We start from the raw sequence: 16,470 nt of genomic DNA, 5'->3' as shown, positions 1-16,470 counted from the left end.
CGGGGCCTGGCCATCACAGGGAGTGAGCTGGCAGGATCGCGGCCATGTTCCCGGCCCCGTCCCGCATCAGCCGAAGCCGCGCCCTGCAGGCGTCCGCGGCCGCCCTCGTGGTGTTCGGGCTGCTGGCGTGGTGGCTGCTGCCCATCGGAGAGTCCTCCCCGAAGGGGAAGCTGACTTTCAGCACGGGCGTGCAGAGCGGGGTCTACCAGCGGTACGGCGCACTGCTCAAGGAAGCTCTCGCCCAAGACATGCCGGATGTGAAGATAGATCTGCGCACCAGCGAGGGCTCGCAACAGAATCTCGCGCGCGTGGCCACCGGCGAGGCCGACTTCACCATCGCCACGGCCGACGCGGTCGCCAAGTACAGGCGGGACAGCAAGCCGGGCGCCGACCGGCTGCGTGGCTGCGCCCGGCTGTACGACGACTATGTGCAGCTCGTCGTACCCCGCTTCTCCCAGGTGAAGTCCGCCCGCGATCTGCGCGGCAAGCGGGTGGGTATCGGGCCGGCGAGGTCGGGTGTACGGCTGATCGCCGAGCGGCTGCTCACGGCCTCGGGGATCGATCCGGCGCGAGACATCACTCCGGTCGCGGCCGGGATCGACACCGTGCCTGCCCGGCTGGAGGCCGGCGAGCTCGATGCCTTCTTCTGGTCGGGCGGGCTGCCCACCAGCACCATTCAGGAGTTGTCGGAGCGCTTCGAGATCAAGCTCATCCCGCTGGCGGCCGATCTCGTCGACAAGCTGCACACCGCGGGCGACACCAGCTACTATCGCGCCGCCGTGATGCCCGCCGACGCCTATCTCCAGGCGCAGAGCGGGGTGCCCGTGCCGACGGTGGCGGTGGCGAATCTGCTGGTCACCACAGACCGGATGGATCCGGCGATGACCGAGGGCTTCACCCGTACGGTGATCAAGAGCCGGGACCGGATCGGCAACACCGTCCACCCCGCGCAGCTGGTGGATCTGCGGACCGCCGTCTACACGGATCCGCTGCCACTGCACGAAGGAGCCCGGCGCTACTACCGCTCGGTCAAGCCGTAGGAGACGTACGCGGGACGGTCACGGTCACCCGCAGTCCGCACGGCTCGTGGTGCTCGTACGCGATCGAGCCGCCGCCAGCGGTCAACAGTGCGCGCGAGATCGACAGGCCCAGACCCGAGCCCTTGATGTTCTGATGGCGGCCGCTGCGCCAGAAGCGGTCGCCGATACGGGCGAGCTCCTCGTCGGTCAGGCCGGGACCGCGGTCGGTGATCACGACCGTCGAGGTGGCCCCGTTGGAGGCGACCGAGACGGTGACCTCCTCGCCGCTCGGGGTGAACTTCAGGGCGTTGTCGATCACCGCGTCCAGGGCGCTGGAGAGCGCGACCGGGTCGGCCCAGGCCGTGACCGCTGCGCGGTGCTCGGTCAGACGGACGCCCTTCTCCTCGGCAAGCGGACGCCAGGCGGCGACCCGTTCCGCTGCGAGTTCGCCGATGTCGGTGAGCCGGAGGTCGGCGCAGGCGTGCTCGGCCAGCGCCAGGTCCAGCAGGTCGTCGAGGACCTGGGCCAGGCGCTTGCCCTCGGTGCGGACCGAGGCGATCTCCTCGTTGCCCTCGGGGAGTTCCAGCGCGAGGAGCTCGATGCGCAGCAGCAGGGCGGCGAGGGGATTGCGCAGCTGGTGGGAGGCGTCGGCCACGAACGCCCGCTGCTGTTCCAGTACTTCTTCTACGTTGTCGGCCATCTCGTTGAACGAGCGGGCCAGGCGCCTGAGTTCCGGGGGTCCGCCCGCCGCTGCGACGCGCGAATTCATCTGCCCGGTCGCGATGTCGTGGGTGACCGCGTCCAGGATGCGTACGGGCCGCAGGACCCAGCCGGTGAGGCGGAAGGCGGCGCCGACGGCGACCAGCATCGCCGCGCACTCGCCGGCCGCGATCAGCAGCCAGCCCTTCAGGACGCGTGAACGCAGCTGGGCGGTGGGCGAGTCGGTGAACACGACGGCGACGACGTCCCCGTCCCGTACGACGGGTGAGGCGACGACGAGCCGGGCACCCTGCTGCCACGGCCAGACCTGCCCGGGGTCCTGGCTGCGCCGGCCGGTGAGCGCTTCCTGGAATGCCTCCCGGCCCTCGCCGCTGCGCGGCACGGACCAGCCCTCGGGGGCACTCGCGATGTTGTCGCCGTCGCGGTAGAAGACGCCCGCCTTGATGCCGTACGTGTCGTGATAGCGGTCGAGCTGCTCCTGGAGCGTGGAGCGCCGCTCGTCCATTCCCGGGCCCTCGGTGACGAACTGCGCCAGCGCCGCGAAGCGCACCGTGTCGTCGATCCGGTCCACGACGACCCGCTGCTGCTGCGCGGCCGCCACGCTCACGGCGAGCGGGAAGCCGAGCGCGAGCAGCACGCCCGCCATGAGGACGATGAGCAGCGGGAGAAGTCGGGTACGCACCGGGGTGTACGGGCCTTACGGGGCCGTGGGCGCGACGAGCCGGTAGCCGACTCCGCGCACGGTCTCGATCAGGGCGGGCATCCGCAGCTTGGAGCGCAGGGACGCCACATGCACCTCGAGGGTGCGGCCGGTCCCTTCCCAGCTGGTGCGCCACACCTCGCTGATGATCTGCTCCCGGCGGAATACGACGCCCGGCCGCTGCGCGAGCAGCGCCAGAAGGTCGAACTCCTTCCGGGTCAGCTGAACCGTCTCACCGTCGACGCTGACGCGCCGCGTGGGCAGCTCGATGGTGACCTGCCCCAGGCGCAGCGCGTCCTCGGACCCGGCCGCGGCGGCATCGTCACCGCTCGCGGTGCGGCGGCTGACGGCGTGGATGCGGGCCAGCAGCTCCCCGGTGTCGTACGGCTTGGTGACATAGTCGTCGGCCCCGAGGTTGAGCCCATGGATCCGGGAGCGGACGTCGGCCCGCGCGGTCACCATGATCACGGGTGTGGAGGTGAGCTTCCGGATCTTGCCACACACCTGATAGCCGTCCTGGTCGGGCAGCCCCAGGTCGAGGAGCACGACTCCGAACGGCGGTTTTTCGGGATGCGTGGCGGGCAGCACGGCCTGCAGCGCCTCCTCGCCGTTGCGGGCGTGGACGACCTGAAAACCGTGCCTGGCGAGCACCGCGGACAACGCGGCGGCGACATGGTCGTCGTCCTCGACGAGCAGCAGCCTCATGGCCCCCCTACGGTCAAACGGTCATGGATCCGGTCAAGGATGTACCAGGGCATCAAGGCCGATGTGCACCCGGCCAGTCAAGGGGGTTCCCGATACCTGCCCGTTTCCGTTACCCACCCGGTACGCCGATCATCACCCTGTTCACGCATAGTGTCCAGGTGCAGCCGGATCGTTATCCTCAATTTCCGCTCAGATGTAATGACACTGGTCGCAAGGCGTGATTAACGTCCTCCCAACCGAGGAGGACGGAGCAAGAAGCCGATGAGCGGAGTTTCAGTGACCAAGGGCGTCGAGGACGCTGTACCCGCGGGCGACCTGGTCGTGCTGAGCAACGTCAACAAGCACTTCGGCGCGCTGCATGTGCTCCAGGACATCGACCTGACGATCGCCCGTGGCGAGGTCGTGGTCGTCATCGGACCCTCCGGGTCCGGCAAGTCCACGCTGTGCCGCACCATCAACCGCCTGGAGACGATCGACTCCGGCGCGATCTCGATCGACGGCAAGCCGCTACCCGCCGAGGGCAAGCAACTCGCCCGGCTGCGCGCCGACGTCGGAATGGTCTTCCAGTCTTTCAACCTCTTCGCACACAAGACGGTGCTGGAGAACGTGATGCTGGGCCAGATCAAGGTCCGCAAGGCCGACAGGAAGGCCGCCGAGGACAAGGCGCGCTCACTGCTCGACCGGGTGGGCGTCGGCTCGCAGGCCGACAAGTACCCGGCGCAGCTGTCCGGCGGCCAGCAGCAGCGTGTCGCGATCGCGCGTGCACTGGCGATGGGGCCGAAGGTCATGCTCTTCGACGAGCCGACGTCGGCCCTCGACCCCGAGATGATCAACGAAGTTCTCGAGGTCATGCAGCAACTTGCGCGCGATGGGATGACGATGGTGGTTGTCACCCACGAGATGGGCTTCGCCCGCTCTGCCGCCAACCGTGTTGTCTTCATGGCGGACGGCAGGATCGTCGAGGAGGCCACGCCGGACGAGTTCTTCAGCAATCCGCGCAGCGACCGTGCTAAGGACTTCCTGTCGAAGATCCTGCACCACTGACGACCGGCGCGCCCGCACAACCGACGACCGGCGAGTTACGACACAAGGGATGTTCATCATGAAGCTGCACAAGGCAAGCGCGGCGGCCGCCGCGGTCCTCGTCCTCTCCCTGACCGCGACCGCCTGTGGTGGCGACAGCGACTCGGGCGACGGGGGCGGCAAGAAGATCACCGTCGGCATCAAGTACGACCAGCCGGGCCTCGGCCTGAAGACGCCGGACGGCAAGTTCACCGGTTTCGACGTCGATGTCGCCACGTACATCGCGAAGGAGCTCGGCTACGACGCCAAGGACATCACCTTCAAGCAGGCCCCCAGCGCCGAGCGCGAGAACCTGATCAAGAACGGTGACGTCAAGTTCGTCGCCGCCACCTACACGATCAACGACAAGCGCAAGGCCGAGGTCGACTTCGCCGGTCCGTACTTCCTGGCCCACCAGGACCTGCTGGTCCGCGCGGACGACAACTCCATCACCAAGGCCACCGACCTCAACGCCAAGAAGCTGTGCTCGGTGACCGGCTCGACCTCGGCGCAGAACGTCAAGGAAAAGCTCGCGCCCAAGGCCGACCTGCAGGAGTACGGCGGCTACTCGGAGTGCATCACCGGCCTGGAGAACAAGGCCGTCGACGCGCTAACCACCGACAACTCCATCCTGGCCGGCTTCGCCGCGCAGAAGGAGCACCAGGGCAAGTTCAAGCTGGTGGGCCTCAACCTGAGCGACGAGCCCTACGGCATCGGTCTGAAGAAGGGCGACAAGGACCTTCAGACCAAGATCAATGCGGCTCTCAAGAAGATGGTCGACGACGGCTCCTGGGACAAGTTCGTGAAGGCGAACTTCGGCCCGGCCAACTACAAGACCGAGCCTGCCCCGAAGGTCACTGAAGGCAGCTGAGTCAGCACTGACGCGCCGTCGGCCGAGGCCGGCGGCGCGTCCCCACCAGCCAACCGGGGAGAGCGCGGGGCAACGTGTTCGATTTTCTTGATTCCGGGCAGTACGACGTGCTCGGGGCCTTCTGGGTGACGGTTCAGCTCACCCTCTACTCCGCCATCGGGTCTCTCATCTGGGGCACGATCCTGGTGGGCATGCGGGTCAGCCCGGTTCCGCTGATGCGGAGCTTCGGCACCCTGTACATCAACCTCGTCCGCAACACCCCGCTGACGGTGATCATCGTCGCCTGCTCGCTGGTCCTGAACCAGACGTTGGGCTTCGCACTGGGCGGCGACAACTTCAAGGACATCGGCTTCCGGCTGGCCGTCCTCGGATTCATCGCCTACACCGGCTGCTTCGTGTGTGAGGCCATCCGGTCCGGTATCAACACCGTGCCCGTCGGCCAGGCGGAGGCGGCCCGTGCGATGGGGCTGAGCTTCTTCCAGGTGCTGACGCTGATCGTCCTCCCCCAGGCGTTCCGTTCGGTCGTCGCGCCGCTCGCGAACGTGCTCATCGCACTGACGAAGAACACAACGGTGGCCGCGGCGATCGGTGTGGCCGAGGCGGCATCCCTGATGAAGACAATGATCGAGAACGAGGCCGATGCGCTCTTCGCCGTCTTTGCGATCTTCGCATTGGGGTTCATCGTTCTCACCCTCCCGACCGGTCTGCTGCTCGGCTGGGTGGCCAAGCGCGTGGCGGTGAAGCGATGACCTCCGTTCTCTACGATGCCCCCGGCCCCCGCGCCAAGCGGCGGAACATCATCTACACGATCGTGTTCCTCGTCGCACTCGGTCTTGCCATCTGGTGGGCGCTGTCGGTCATGGCCGACAAGGACCAGCTGACCTCGGAGAAGTGGAGCCCGTTCGTCACGGACTCCCAGGTCTGGACGACCTATTTGCTGCCCGGTCTCTGGCTGACCGTCAAGGCGGCAGCGTTCGCCGTCGTGATCGCCCTGCCGCTCGGCGCGCTGCTCGGTATCGGCCGGCTCTCCGACCACAGGTGGATCCGCGTTCCGGTGGGTACTGTGGTCGAGTTCTTCCGCGCCATCCCGGTGCTCATCCTGATGGTTTTCGCCGCCCAGCTGTTCGTGCAGTTCACGGACCTCGAATCGGAAGTCCGGCCGATTTACGCCGTGGTGACCGGTCTCGTGCTCTACAACGCCTCGGTTATCGCCGAGATCGTCAGGGCGGGCGTCCTCTCGCTGCCCCAGGGCCAGACCGACGCCGCAAAGGCGATCGGCATGCGCAAGGGTCAGACCCTGTCGTTCGTCCTGCTGCCGCAGGCCGTCACGGCGATGCTTCCGGCCCTCGTCAGCCAACTCGTGGTCATCGTCAAGGACACCGCGCTGGGCGGCGCGCTGCTCGGTCTCGCCGAGCTGCTGTCGCAGGCCCGCACGATCCCTGCGAACTACGGCGCGAACACCATCGCCACGCTCACCGTGATCTCGCTGATCTACATCGCTCTCAACTTCCTGCTCACCACGCTTGCGAGCTGGCTGGAGGGCAGGGCGCGCCGCACCAAGAAGGGCACCGGCGCGGTCCTTGGCGCCGATGAGGCGCAGGAGCTCAACGCGCCCGGCCATGCGGCGGGCGACCAGACCGGAGGCGGCATCGCCGGCGGCGGCGCGATCTGACGGCATCGGGCCCGGCAGCAGAACACGAGGGGGCAGCGGCCTTGGCCGCCGCCCCCTCACCGTATGGCCGCATATCGAGGGGCACGTCGGCGGGCCGACACGGCGCTGCACAGGGGAAGCGTGCGGGCGGAGCACCGGCGCCGGCCCCCGTCACTTGACGCAAGCACCGGCAATGGGTTGCATACGTTCTGTGATCGCGCACCGGGCTCCCACCTCACCTTTCCGCCTGACCCTTCGGGCCCCAGGAGTCACGCCGTGGACCCGGTGATCATCGTCGGGGCCGGGCCTGTCGGGCTCGCGCTCGCGCTGGCCCTGGCGCAGCAGGACGTGCCCTCCGTCGTACTCGACGAAGCCGCCGGCAAGGACGAGACGCGGCCCGCTCGCACCGTCGTGCTGCGGTCCGACATGGCGGCCATGTTGGAACGGCTCGGCTGCGGCACTGTCCGTGACGAAGGCGCCCGCTGGGCCGGCTGGCGCTCGATGCGCCGGCGCCAGGACGTGCGGCAGCTCCCGCTCGGCGACCAGGCCGCACCCGCGCCGCTGCACATCCCCCAGCACGCCCTCACCCGCGGCCTGCGGGACGCCGTCGCCCGACAGGGGCTGATCCAGCTCGTCACCGACAGCCGCGTCGACTCGCTGGAGCAGGACGCGTGCGGGATCAGCGTGCACACCCGCGGGCCCGCGGCGACATGGTGGCGCGGAAGCCATCTGGTCGGGTGCGACGGCGCGAGGTCGACGGTCCGCAAGCTGCTCGGCATCCGTTTCCCGGGGCGCACCGCGGTGGAACGGCATGCGGTCGCCGCCCTGCGTACCGAACTCCCCTGGCCCGACGAGGCGTTGCTGCACCGTCAGCCGCCGTGGCGCACGGGGGGTGAGGAGGTCACCGCCAGGCCGCTCCCGGACGGCGTGTGGCGGCTCGACTGGCTGCTGGCGCCCCGCGGTGAACTGGTCACCCCCGACTCCCTGGTGGCCCGCCTGCGCGACACCCTGGCGGGCTGGTGCGGCGAGACACCTGCGTACGAGCTCCTCGACACCGGCGTCTACACCCTCCACCACCGGCTCGCGCGGCGCTGGCGGGTCGACCGGGCCTTCCTCGCGGGCGACGCGGCGCATCTGCTGGGGGCGCTCGGCACTCAGGGGCTCGACGAAGGGCTGCGGGACGCGGACAACCTGGCCTGGAAGCTGGCGCACAGCTGGCACCACGGCCCGTCCGAGCCGCTGCTCGACAGTTATCAGGCGGAGCGGCGGGCGGCAGTGGCCTCGCGGCTGCGCGCCGCCGACCAGTCGCTGCCGATACTGCGCGGCGGCAGCGCACTGCGTACGTACCTCCCGGGCGCCGCGCGCGGGCACGACATCCTGCTCACTGACGGCCATCTGGGGTACGGCCCGCTGGGCGCGCCCCCCGTATACACGCACTCCCCCCTGGCACCCCAGCACGCCCCTTCGCAGACCCTCGTCGGTACCGAGGCGGGTGCGCCCGTCGCGGATGTGCGGGTGACCGCCCCGGACGGGACGAGCGCGCTGCTACGGGACCGGCTGGGGCAGGGGCAGCTGCTGGTGATCCTCGTCGCACCCGGAACGGGGGTGTGGGACCGTCGGCACTGGGTGAGCGCGGGCGTGATGCCGCGACTGACGGCGGCGGTCAGCGCGCTGCCGGTGCGGGCGGAGCTGCTGGTCACGGAGGGCTACCCAGGGGCTTCGGCACACACGGTGCTGCTGGTGCGGCCCGACGGGCATCTGGTCGCGTCGTTCGCGGGGGTACGGCCCGCTGAGCTGTACTCGGCGGCGGACGCGGCGCGCGGAGGCGCCCCTTCAGCGGTGCGCAGTGACCGTACTGCGGACATCAATTGACCGTCGAAGGCGCACATGGTGTACTCCGGAGCGTGACTGACACCAATGTGCGCCTGTGGCGGAGGGTCCATATGGACCTCGTCCGCTACGCGGGCTGCGTGTGTCGTCCGTCCTGCTGAATTCGCCTTCCCCGCGCGCTGTGACCCGCTGAGCCGGCGCGCCTTCCCGCGAACTTCCAGGACGGTTTCCGTGTCCCAGCCTGTCTCCGCGCAGCCTGTCTCCCCATCTGTCGCCACCCGTGACTCGGGCGCGCCGACGGCCGCCGAGCTTCTCGACTTCGTACGGCGCTCAGCCGCCGACCAAGACCTCATCGCCTCGCTCCCCCTCGACCCCGAAGGGCGTACCTGGGTACGGCTCAAGGGCCCCGGCGGCAGCGAGGCCTGGCTGATCGGCTGGCCCCCCGGCACGGGTACCGGCTGGCACGACCACGCCGAGTCGCACGGCGCGTTCGCCACGGCCGCGGGCGAACTGAAGGAGAACTCCCTCGCCGTACGCCTGCCCGCGAGCGGCTGGAGGACCCTGGAGCTGAACGAAGGGGTCGACCGCGAACGGCAGTTGGGGCCGGGCAGGGGCCGGGCCTTCGGGAAGCATCATGTGCACGAGGTGCTGAACGAGTCGGTCAGCGAACACGCCGTCTCGGTGCACGCGTACTACCCGCCGCTACCGCTGATCCGCCGCTTCAGCCGGTCCGGTGAGGTGCTGCGTCTTGAGCAGGTTGAGCGTCCGGAGGACTGGCAGTGAGTGAGCAGGTGGGAATCGACGAACTTCTGGAACGGGTCCGCGAGGACCTCGACCGCGTCGAGCCGAAGGATGCCTTCGCGGCGGCTGCGGACGGCGCCCTCCTCGTGGACATCCGGTACGCGGCCCTGCGTGAGCGGGACGGTCTGATCCCTGGCGCGCTGGTCGTCGAGCGCAATGAGCTGGAGTGGCGTCTGGACCCCCGGGGCAGCCACCGCGCACCGGAGGCGGTGAGCCACGATCTGCGGGTCGTCGTGATCTGTAACGAGGGCTACGCGTCGAGCCTCGCGGCAGCGTCCCTGCGCCAGTTGGGCTTGCACCGCGCTACGGACCTGATCGGCGGCTTCCAGGCATGGAAGTCGGCGGGCCTCCCGGTGCAGCGGTGACGGTCCCGGCCTGACGGTTTCGCCCGACGGAGGCCGGGCGGGGGCGGCAACGGCGAGGCGGGTCGGTGGGACGCGGTTACCCCCCCCGTACCGCGCTCCCGCGACTCTAGATCCCGCCCTCCTCCGGCACGTCCCCCACGTCCTCGCCCTCTTCCTCCAGTGCGCGCTTGACCACCCTGAGGGCCATGCCCTCCGGGTAGCCCTTGCGGGCCAGCATGCCCGCCAGGCGGCGCAGTCGCCGGTCGCGGTCCAGGCCCCGCGTCGAGGCGAGCCTGCGGGCGATCAGCTCGCGCGCCGTCTCCTCCTCCTGATCGGAGTCGAGCTGCCCGACCGCCTCGTCGATCAGGGCGGAGTCCACACCCTTGGTACGCAGCTCTCGCGCAAGCGCGCGCCTGGCCAGGCCCCTGCCGTGGTGCCGGGACTCCACCCACGCGTCGGCGAAGGCCGCGTCATTGATCAGTCCCACGTCCTCGAAGCGCGAGAGGACCTCCTCGGCCACCTCCGAGGGGATCTCACGCTTGTGCAGCGCGTCCGCGAGCTGCTTACGGGTGCGCGGGGTTCCGGTGAGCAGGCGCAGGCAGATCGCCCGCGCCCGCTCGGCTGGGTCCTGGGGCGACAGCTCCTTCTCGGCCCTCGACGAGGAGGTGCTGTCGCCCGGCCATTCGGTTCGCCGGGCCATGGTCTAGCCCTTGGCCGCCGCCGACTTGGCCGACTTGGCCTTGGAGGCGGGCGCGGGCACCGACTTCGCCGGGTCCTCGGCCGCCGCCGCCGCACCGGCGGCATCCGCGCCCGGCTCGGCCGGCAGGGCCTCCGGCCTCACGCCGACGCCCAGCTTCTCCAGGATCTTCTTCTCAATCTCATTGGCGAGATCGGGGTTGTCCTTCAGGAAGTTGCGGGCGTTCTCCTTGCCCTGGCCCAGCTGGTCGCCCTCATAGGTGTACCAGGCGCCCGCCTTGCGGACGAAGCCGTGCTCCACGCCCATGTCGATCAGGCCGCCCTCGCGGCTGATGCCCTGGCCGTAGAGGATGTCGAACTCGGCCTGCTTGAAGGGCGGCGCGACCTTGTTCTTCACGACCTTGACGCGGGTACGGTTGCCAACCGCGTCGGTACCGTCCTTGAGGGTCTCGATGCGGCGGATGTCGAGCCGCACCGAGGCGTAGAACTTCAGCGCGCGGCCACCGGTCGTGGTCTCCGGCGAGCCGAACATCACGCCGATCTTCTCCCGGAGCTGGTTGATGAAGATCGCGGTGGTCTTCGACTGGTTCAGCGCGCTCGTGATCTTCCGGAGCGCCTGGCTCATCAGCCGCGCCTGCAGACCCACGTGCGAGTCGCCCATCTCGCCCTCGATCTCCGCGCGCGGCACGAGGGCCGCGACGGAGTCGATGACGATCAGGTCGAGCGCACCGGAGCGGACGAGCATGTCGACGATCTCGAGTGCCTGCTCGCCGTTGTCCGGCTGGGACAGGATCAGGTTGTCGATGTCGACGCCGAGCTTCTTCGCGTACTCGGGGTCAAGGGCGTGCTCGGCGTCGATGAAGGCCACCGAGCCGCCGAGCTTCTGGGCGTTGGCCACGGCGTGCAGCGTGAGGGTCGTCTTGCCGGAGGACTCCGGGCCGTACACCTCCACCACACGGCCGCGCGGAAGGCCGCCGACGCCGAGCGCGACGTCGAGCGCGGTCGACCCGGTGGGGATGACCTCGATGGGCTCGTTCGGCCGCTCGCCGAGGCGCATCACCGCGCCCTTGCCGAATTGCCGTTCAATTTGTGCGAGCGCGGCGTCGAGCGCCTTCTCGCGGTCGGTTCCTGCCATGGGTTCCACCCGATTTGCTTGAGTCGATCGCTTCACGTCAAAGACGCTAACCCCTGCCACTGACAATGGGCCCCGACGTCCGTCCAGCCTGTGGATAACTCCGGCGAACCGCTGGGAAACCTGGGGCCGGAATCCCATGAGAATGGATGTTCGATTTTGGTGTCAAGCGCACCACGCGAGGCACCGCGGGTGCGCCTCAGGGCCGGTCGTCGGTTCCGGAGGTCCCGGAGGTCCCGGACGCGGCGTCCTCCTCATCCCCGGACTCCCGGGTGTCCCTGCCACGCAGGAGGCCGCGCAGCCGGGCCAGCGCCTGCCCCCCGCCACTCCGCCGGTGGCCATGGACGCGCGGGTCGTCGGTCACGGCGTACCGCTTCACATAGGCACCCAGGAACGCCTGCAGAGTGGCCACCGCCGGAATCGCGATCAGCGCGCCGACCGCGCCCAGCAGCGCCGTTCCCGCGACCACGGAGCCGAAGGCCACCGCGGGATGGATGTCGACCGTCTTGGAGGTGAGCTTGGGCTGCAGCACATAGTTCTCGAACTGCTGGTAGATCACGACGAATCCGAGCACCCACAGCGCGTACCAGGGGTTGATCGTGAACGCGATCAGCATGGGCAGCGCGCCCGCCAGATACGTACCGATGGTCGGAATGAACTGGGAGACCAGCCCGACCCAGACGGCGAGCGCCGGGGCGTACGGCACGCCCAGGATCTCCAGCAGGATGTAGTGCGCGACACCCGAGATCAGCGCCATCAGGCCGCGCGAGTAGAGGTAGCCGCCCGTCTTGTCGACGGCGATCTCCCAGGCCCGCAGCACCTCGGTCTGCTTGGCGGGCGGCAGCAGAGAGCACAGCGTGCGGCGCAGCCGGGGCCCGTCGGCCGCGAAGTAGAACGCGAACAGGAAGATCGTCAGCAGTTTGAAGAGTCCGCCGAGGACGGTGGCGGAGATGTCCAGCACACCGCTCGCGCTGTTCTGGACGTACTTCCGCAGCCAGTCCGAGCGCAGCAGGCTTTCCTGGATCTCGACGCGCGAGAGCTCGGTACGGAAGGTGTCGTTGATCCAGCGGATCACCGAGTCGAGGTACTTGGGGAAGCCCTCCACCATGTCGACGATCTGGCCGGCCAGCATCGAGCCCAGGAGGAAGACGAAGCCTGCGGCCGCGATGAAGACCGCGAAGAAGACGATGAAGGTGGCGAGGCCGCGGCGCATGCCGCGCGCCGACATTCTGCCCACCGCCGGCTCGATCGCGAGCGCCAGGAAGAAGGCGATCAGGATGTTGATCAGCAGCCCGATGAGCTGGTGGAAAGCCCAACTGCCCAGCTGGAAGCAGGCGTAGAGCGCCAGTGCGAGCACCATGGCGCGCGGCAGCCACCGGGGCATGCGGACCGGCCCGACACCTCCGGCTCCGGGCGCGGGGGGCGGCGGGTTCGGCGGGGGCGCGTCGTGAGCGGGGGTGTCCGAAGCGGTCGTGTGCTGAGCGCTCGGGTCCGAAGCGCGCGCGTCTCCAGCGCTCGCATCCGAAGCGTTCGTGTCCTGTGTGCTGCTGTCCTGAGCGGCGGTGTTCCGAGCGGCGGTGTCCTCGGCGGTCACATCCGGCTCGGCCATACCCTGCTCGGTCTTGTCGGTCTGGGCCACCCGGCCAGTGTCGCCTACGGGTTCCGCTACCGGTCCCCCGGTCCCCGACCTGTCCCCGGCCCCCGGAGTTGAACGCCCGTCCCGCCCTCAGGCCGCTGCCGGTGTCACTGCTTCTCGGCCGGGACCCCGACCGCCGCGCAGACCCCGCGCCACACGTCCTTGGCCTCCCAGCCGGCGGCCAGGGCTTCGTGCACCGTACGCCCCCCGAGCTCGGCCATCACATGGTCGCGCGCGAAGGAGTCCGCGTAGGCCTGACCGAAGTGATCAGCCATGCGCTCCCAGAAAATCGTCAACCGCATGAAGCCAGTATCCCGCCCCTGGGGTGCAGCTTTGTCCGTCCCGCGTGCCGAAAGCCCTTTCCGCCCTACGGTCGGAACATGGCTGGAACCGGAGCAACCCCCGTGCCCTCACTCGCGTCACCGCTCGCCCGTGCAGAGCACTTCATCTGGCTGACCGCCCGCGTGCTGGAACAGCGGAGGTTCGCCTACCACTTTCTGGGCGGTGACTCGGACACCGTGGAAACCGCCCTCGCCGCGTATCTCAATGAGGACGGCGGCTACGGCCACGCTCTCGAACCCGATCTGCGCGGCCCGGTCAGCCAGCCGCTGCACACCGCGCATGCCCTGCGCATCCTCGACTCCATCGGACGCTGCAGCGGACTGCGCGTGGAGCGGATGTGCCGCTACCTCACCGAGGTGTCGACGTCCGACGGTGCGCTGCCCGCCATCCACCCCTCGCAGCGGGGATATCCGGCCGCGCCCTTCATCCCGATCGTCGACGATCCCCCGAGCGAACTGCTCGCGACGGGTCCGGTGGTCGGGCTGCTGCACCGTAATCAGGTGTGGCACGCATGGCTGTTCCGGGCCACGGACTTCTGCTGGGCCGCGGTCGACAGTCTCGATAAGTCGCATCCGTACGAGATCGAGGCCGCGGTGGCTTTCCTCGACGGGGTGCCGGACCGCTCACGCGCCGAAGCCGCGGCGGACCGGCTGGGACGACTGGTGCGCGAGCGGCACTTGGCGGTGCTCGACCCGGGACGACTCGAGGACTATCCGGTCTCGCCCGGCTATGCGCCGGGTGAGCACCACTTCCCGTACCACTACGCCCGCACGCCGCAATCGCTCGCCCGCTTCTGGTTCACGGACGAGGAAATGACGCGCTCTCTGGAGCATCTGGCGAGCGAGCAGCGCGAGGACGGCGGCTGGCCGATCAATTGGCGCCAGTGGGCGCCGGGCACGGCTCTGGAGGCGCGGCCGATCGTGACGATCGAGGCGCTGCGGACGCTACGCGCACACGGCCACGCCATTGACTGACCTCTCAGTCGAGCCACAGCTCGTACACGTAGATACCACCCACGGAGTCGTCGTCGAGAGGGCCGATCTTCTTCGCCCGGAACTGGAATCCCTGCTCTTTGAGGATCTGCTCGTACAGCGAACGTGACAGCTTGAAGTCACCCTGCTTTGCCAAGCCGGATTCGAGTGCCGCGGATTCCAGCTTGATCAGCTCCCGATGCGCGCGGGCCTGCTCCTCCTCGCCCCGGCTCTCATGCTCGGCAGCACGAGCAGCGGCAAATTCGATGATGTGACCGTGGTATCCGCGCAGGGCGGCCTGCCAGGCTTCGTTGTCGTTCGGGTCGTACTCCGGCAGGAACTCGTCGCCGATGACGATCCGGCCGCTCGGCGCAAGATTGTTCTTGATGTTCTCGAAATAGCGGCTCTTGTCCTCCAGCTTGATGTGGTGATCCGCGAAGGAGGAGAAGATGAACTGGAAACGCCCGTCGTCGCCACCCTCCCGGTAGGTGCGACTGTCGGCATTCACCGCGACCGCGTTCGACTGGGCACGAAGATTGCGCTCCAGCTTATTGCTGCACGCGAAGTCGATCTCGACCGCGACACAATCGACGTCGGGTTCATTCGCGAGACGGCGGGTGAAAATCCCCGTTCCGGCACCGAGTTCCAGCGCCTGACAACGTTCATGATCACGTGAATACCTACGGCCGCGCCGCGCGCGGAAGACGGCCAGCATTTCGGCCATCATCTCGACATAGTAGGCATGCCGTTCTTCGAACTCGTCATAGTCGTCGATCGCGATGTACAGCGACATCTCTGCCGTTTTGAGCATGAGCGGTGAGAGCTTCCAGTCTTCGAAGATCTGCTTACTTGCAGCCACAACTTTCCCTCGATCATCCGGGGCGATCGGGCGCGCCACGGCAACAATCCTATCCAATGCGCGTTCATGATCGATGACTTCGTCGACATCGGCGGAAAAGCGTATTACCTTTTCTCCCACCGGACCGGCATAGCTGCCGAGAACTCGGTCACCGTCCGCCTCGATGATCGAAAAATCTTTGCCGAAGGAGCTGAACTTAGCTACCAAGTGCTCATAGCTGATGGCATACACGCGATAGATGGCGGCATAGTACGTCAACGTCTCGAACATTCGATGAAAATCGCCGGACGAAGTGAATGCGAATACTCGAACGCTTTCCGGTTGAGCGCTTTCGTTGATGACCCTCCCGACGCCCTGCTGCCAGAATAGTTCCTCTTGGTCCACCAGCGCCAGCGCCTTGACGCGAGCCCGCAGGACATTCTGAGCAGAAATCAGATAGAACGGATACTGGGTGGCCGGCACCATATACTGCGAACCGGTCCCGATCGACTGGAGCTGACTTCCCATTTCACGTAACGACTGGCTGACGATGTGCTGAAAACATCTGTTGCTCTGGAAGTCGAGGTTCGCGCGAATCTGCTGAGCCGTGCTCTGCACCTCCTCAAGCCCCTCGGTGAACTCCTGAGGGGCGGGCGGCAGAAAGTTCAGCGTTTTGATCAAGTCACCCCAGGGGGCCGAATGCCGGCGGAAATCAAACCCGTGCAGCTGATCGAGCCGGGACGGGCGAGATGTCATCTCGAAGCGCAGTGGGAAAACCGGGACACCGACCCCCAGGGCATAAGCCCATTCCGATGCCACTTCCTCGGAAGTGCGCGCCGACTCGGTCAGAATCACAAGAATTGCCTGCGAAGACCTGATCAGCCGGAACAGTTCGGTGCGCCATTCCTGGCCGGCCTGGAGAGCATCCTGGTCCACGACAACGTCGAACCGAGCCGACCTCAGCTGCCGAATGACTCGCTCCGCGTATAATTTATCGGCATGACTGTACGAGATGAAGACCCGACCCATCGCCCCTCCAAGTCTACAAACCCAGCACGATAACTTTAGCAAGATCCAATATCGTTCTGGAAGCATTGAGAATTAAACCGGCTCCGATACTCAAATGACCGACCGCGTGTCCGGGGGCTCGGT

Annotated in this window: 17 protein-coding genes; 10 read left to right on the top strand and 7 right to left on the bottom strand. The window is 67.9% G+C overall.

Annotated features, from left to right (window positions below):
• The first annotated feature begins 44 nt into the window (after positions 1 to 44).
• Entirely contained in the window at positions 45 to 1,040 is a 996-nt protein-coding gene (locus OOK40_RS33400) for a TAXI family TRAP transporter solute-binding subunit (protein WP_266489112.1), read from the top strand.
• On the opposite strand, the gene OOK40_RS33395 is transcribed toward OOK40_RS33400, so the two are convergent.
• On the bottom strand, positions 1,030 to 2,421 hold the full coding sequence (locus tag OOK40_RS33395) for a HAMP domain-containing sensor histidine kinase (RefSeq protein ID WP_266489110.1): 1,392 nt from the start codon (positions 2,419 to 2,421) through the stop codon (positions 1,030 to 1,032). The genes OOK40_RS33400 and OOK40_RS33395 overlap by 11 nt on opposite strands.
• A gap of 15 nt (positions 2,422 to 2,436) precedes the next feature.
• On the bottom strand, positions 2,437 to 3,144 hold the full coding sequence (locus OOK40_RS33390; protein WP_266489109.1) for a response regulator transcription factor: 708 nt from the start codon (positions 3,142 to 3,144) through the stop codon (positions 2,437 to 2,439).
• A gap of 261 nt (positions 3,145 to 3,405) precedes the next feature.
• Here OOK40_RS33390 and OOK40_RS33385 point away from each other — a divergent pair, with 261 nt between their 5' ends.
• The 8 genes from OOK40_RS33385 to OOK40_RS33355 all read left to right on the top strand — a co-directional run bounded on the left by OOK40_RS33385 (position 3,406) and on the right by OOK40_RS33355 (position 9,724).
• Entirely contained in the window at positions 3,406 to 4,188 is a 783-nt protein-coding gene (locus tag OOK40_RS33385) for an amino acid ABC transporter ATP-binding protein (protein ID WP_266489108.1), read from the top strand.
• A gap of 58 nt (positions 4,189 to 4,246) precedes the next feature.
• On the top strand, positions 4,247 to 5,077 hold the full coding sequence (locus OOK40_RS33380) for a glutamate ABC transporter substrate-binding protein (RefSeq protein WP_266489106.1): 831 nt from the start codon (positions 4,247 to 4,249) through the stop codon (positions 5,075 to 5,077).
• A 74-nt stretch (positions 5,078 to 5,151) separates the two neighbouring features.
• Complete coding sequence (locus OOK40_RS33375; protein WP_266489104.1) at positions 5,152 to 5,826, top strand: amino acid ABC transporter permease; 675 nt, start codon at positions 5,152 to 5,154, stop codon at positions 5,824 to 5,826.
• Positions 5,823 to 6,749, top strand: coding sequence for an amino acid ABC transporter permease (locus tag OOK40_RS33370; protein WP_266489102.1), 927 nt, complete (start codon positions 5,823 to 5,825; stop codon positions 6,747 to 6,749). The genes OOK40_RS33375 and OOK40_RS33370 overlap by 4 nt, the downstream gene beginning before the upstream one ends.
• Positions 6,750 to 7,004: 255 nt before the next feature.
• Positions 7,005 to 8,600: an FAD-dependent monooxygenase gene (locus tag OOK40_RS33365; protein ID WP_266489101.1), complete on the top strand. Its 1,596-nt coding sequence runs from the start codon at positions 7,005 to 7,007 to the stop codon at positions 8,598 to 8,600.
• Between the two features lie 32 nt (positions 8,601 to 8,632).
• Positions 8,633 to 8,719, top strand: a complete 87-nt coding sequence (locus OOK40_RS35505; RefSeq protein ID WP_319285218.1) for a putative leader peptide — start codon at positions 8,633 to 8,635, stop codon at positions 8,717 to 8,719.
• Positions 8,720 to 8,789: 70 nt separating this feature from the next.
• Positions 8,790 to 9,341 carry a cysteine dioxygenase gene (locus tag OOK40_RS33360; protein ID WP_266489099.1) on the top strand — a complete coding sequence of 184 codons (552 nt, stop codon included), beginning with the start codon at positions 8,790 to 8,792 and terminating at the stop codon, positions 9,339 to 9,341.
• Positions 9,338 to 9,724, top strand: a complete 387-nt coding sequence (locus OOK40_RS33355) for a rhodanese-like domain-containing protein (protein WP_266489097.1) — start codon at positions 9,338 to 9,340, stop codon at positions 9,722 to 9,724. Before OOK40_RS33360 ends, OOK40_RS33355 begins: the two co-directional genes overlap by 4 nt.
• 106 nt (positions 9,725 to 9,830) lie before the next feature.
• On the opposite strand, the gene recX is transcribed toward OOK40_RS33355, so the two are convergent.
• The 4 genes from recX to OOK40_RS33335 all read right to left on the bottom strand — a co-directional run bounded on the left by recX (position 9,831) and on the right by OOK40_RS33335 (position 13,469).
• The gene (recX, locus tag OOK40_RS33350; RefSeq protein ID WP_266489095.1) at positions 9,831 to 10,403 is read right to left on the bottom strand and encodes a recombination regulator RecX; all 573 of its coding nucleotides are present in this window, start codon (positions 10,401 to 10,403) and stop codon (positions 9,831 to 9,833) included.
• A gap of 3 nt (positions 10,404 to 10,406) precedes the next feature.
• Positions 10,407 to 11,534: a recombinase RecA gene (recA, locus tag OOK40_RS33345; RefSeq protein ID WP_266489093.1), complete on the bottom strand. Its 1,128-nt coding sequence runs from the start codon at positions 11,532 to 11,534 to the stop codon at positions 10,407 to 10,409.
• A 196-nt stretch (positions 11,535 to 11,730) separates the two neighbouring features.
• On the bottom strand, positions 11,731 to 12,915 hold the full coding sequence (locus OOK40_RS33340; protein WP_323136144.1) for an AI-2E family transporter: 1,185 nt from the start codon (positions 12,913 to 12,915) through the stop codon (positions 11,731 to 11,733).
• 359 nt (positions 12,916 to 13,274) lie between these two features.
• Positions 13,275 to 13,469: a DUF3046 domain-containing protein gene (locus OOK40_RS33335; RefSeq protein ID WP_142213313.1), complete on the bottom strand. Its 195-nt coding sequence runs from the start codon at positions 13,467 to 13,469 to the stop codon at positions 13,275 to 13,277.
• A gap of 78 nt (positions 13,470 to 13,547) precedes the next feature.
• On the opposite strand from OOK40_RS33335, the gene OOK40_RS33330 reads away from it, so the two are divergent.
• Positions 13,548 to 14,483 (top strand): hypothetical protein, encoded by a 936-nt coding sequence (locus tag OOK40_RS33330; RefSeq protein WP_266489089.1) that lies wholly within the window; start codon positions 13,548 to 13,550, stop codon positions 14,481 to 14,483.
• A gap of 4 nt (positions 14,484 to 14,487) precedes the next feature.
• Here the strand turns inward: OOK40_RS33330 and OOK40_RS33325 are convergent, their stop codons facing one another.
• Positions 14,488 to 16,347, bottom strand: coding sequence for a TIR domain-containing protein (locus tag OOK40_RS33325; protein WP_266489086.1), 1,860 nt, complete (start codon positions 16,345 to 16,347; stop codon positions 14,488 to 14,490).
• Positions 16,348 to 16,470 lie beyond the last annotated feature (123 nt).

The sequence above is a fragment of the Streptomyces sp. NBC_01481 genome, assembly GCF_026339995.1.
Taxonomy (GTDB): domain Bacteria; phylum Actinomycetota; class Actinomycetes; order Streptomycetales; family Streptomycetaceae; genus Streptomyces.
Note: the sequence above shows the minus strand (reverse complement) of the source record. Positions and strands in the feature narration are given on the sequence as shown.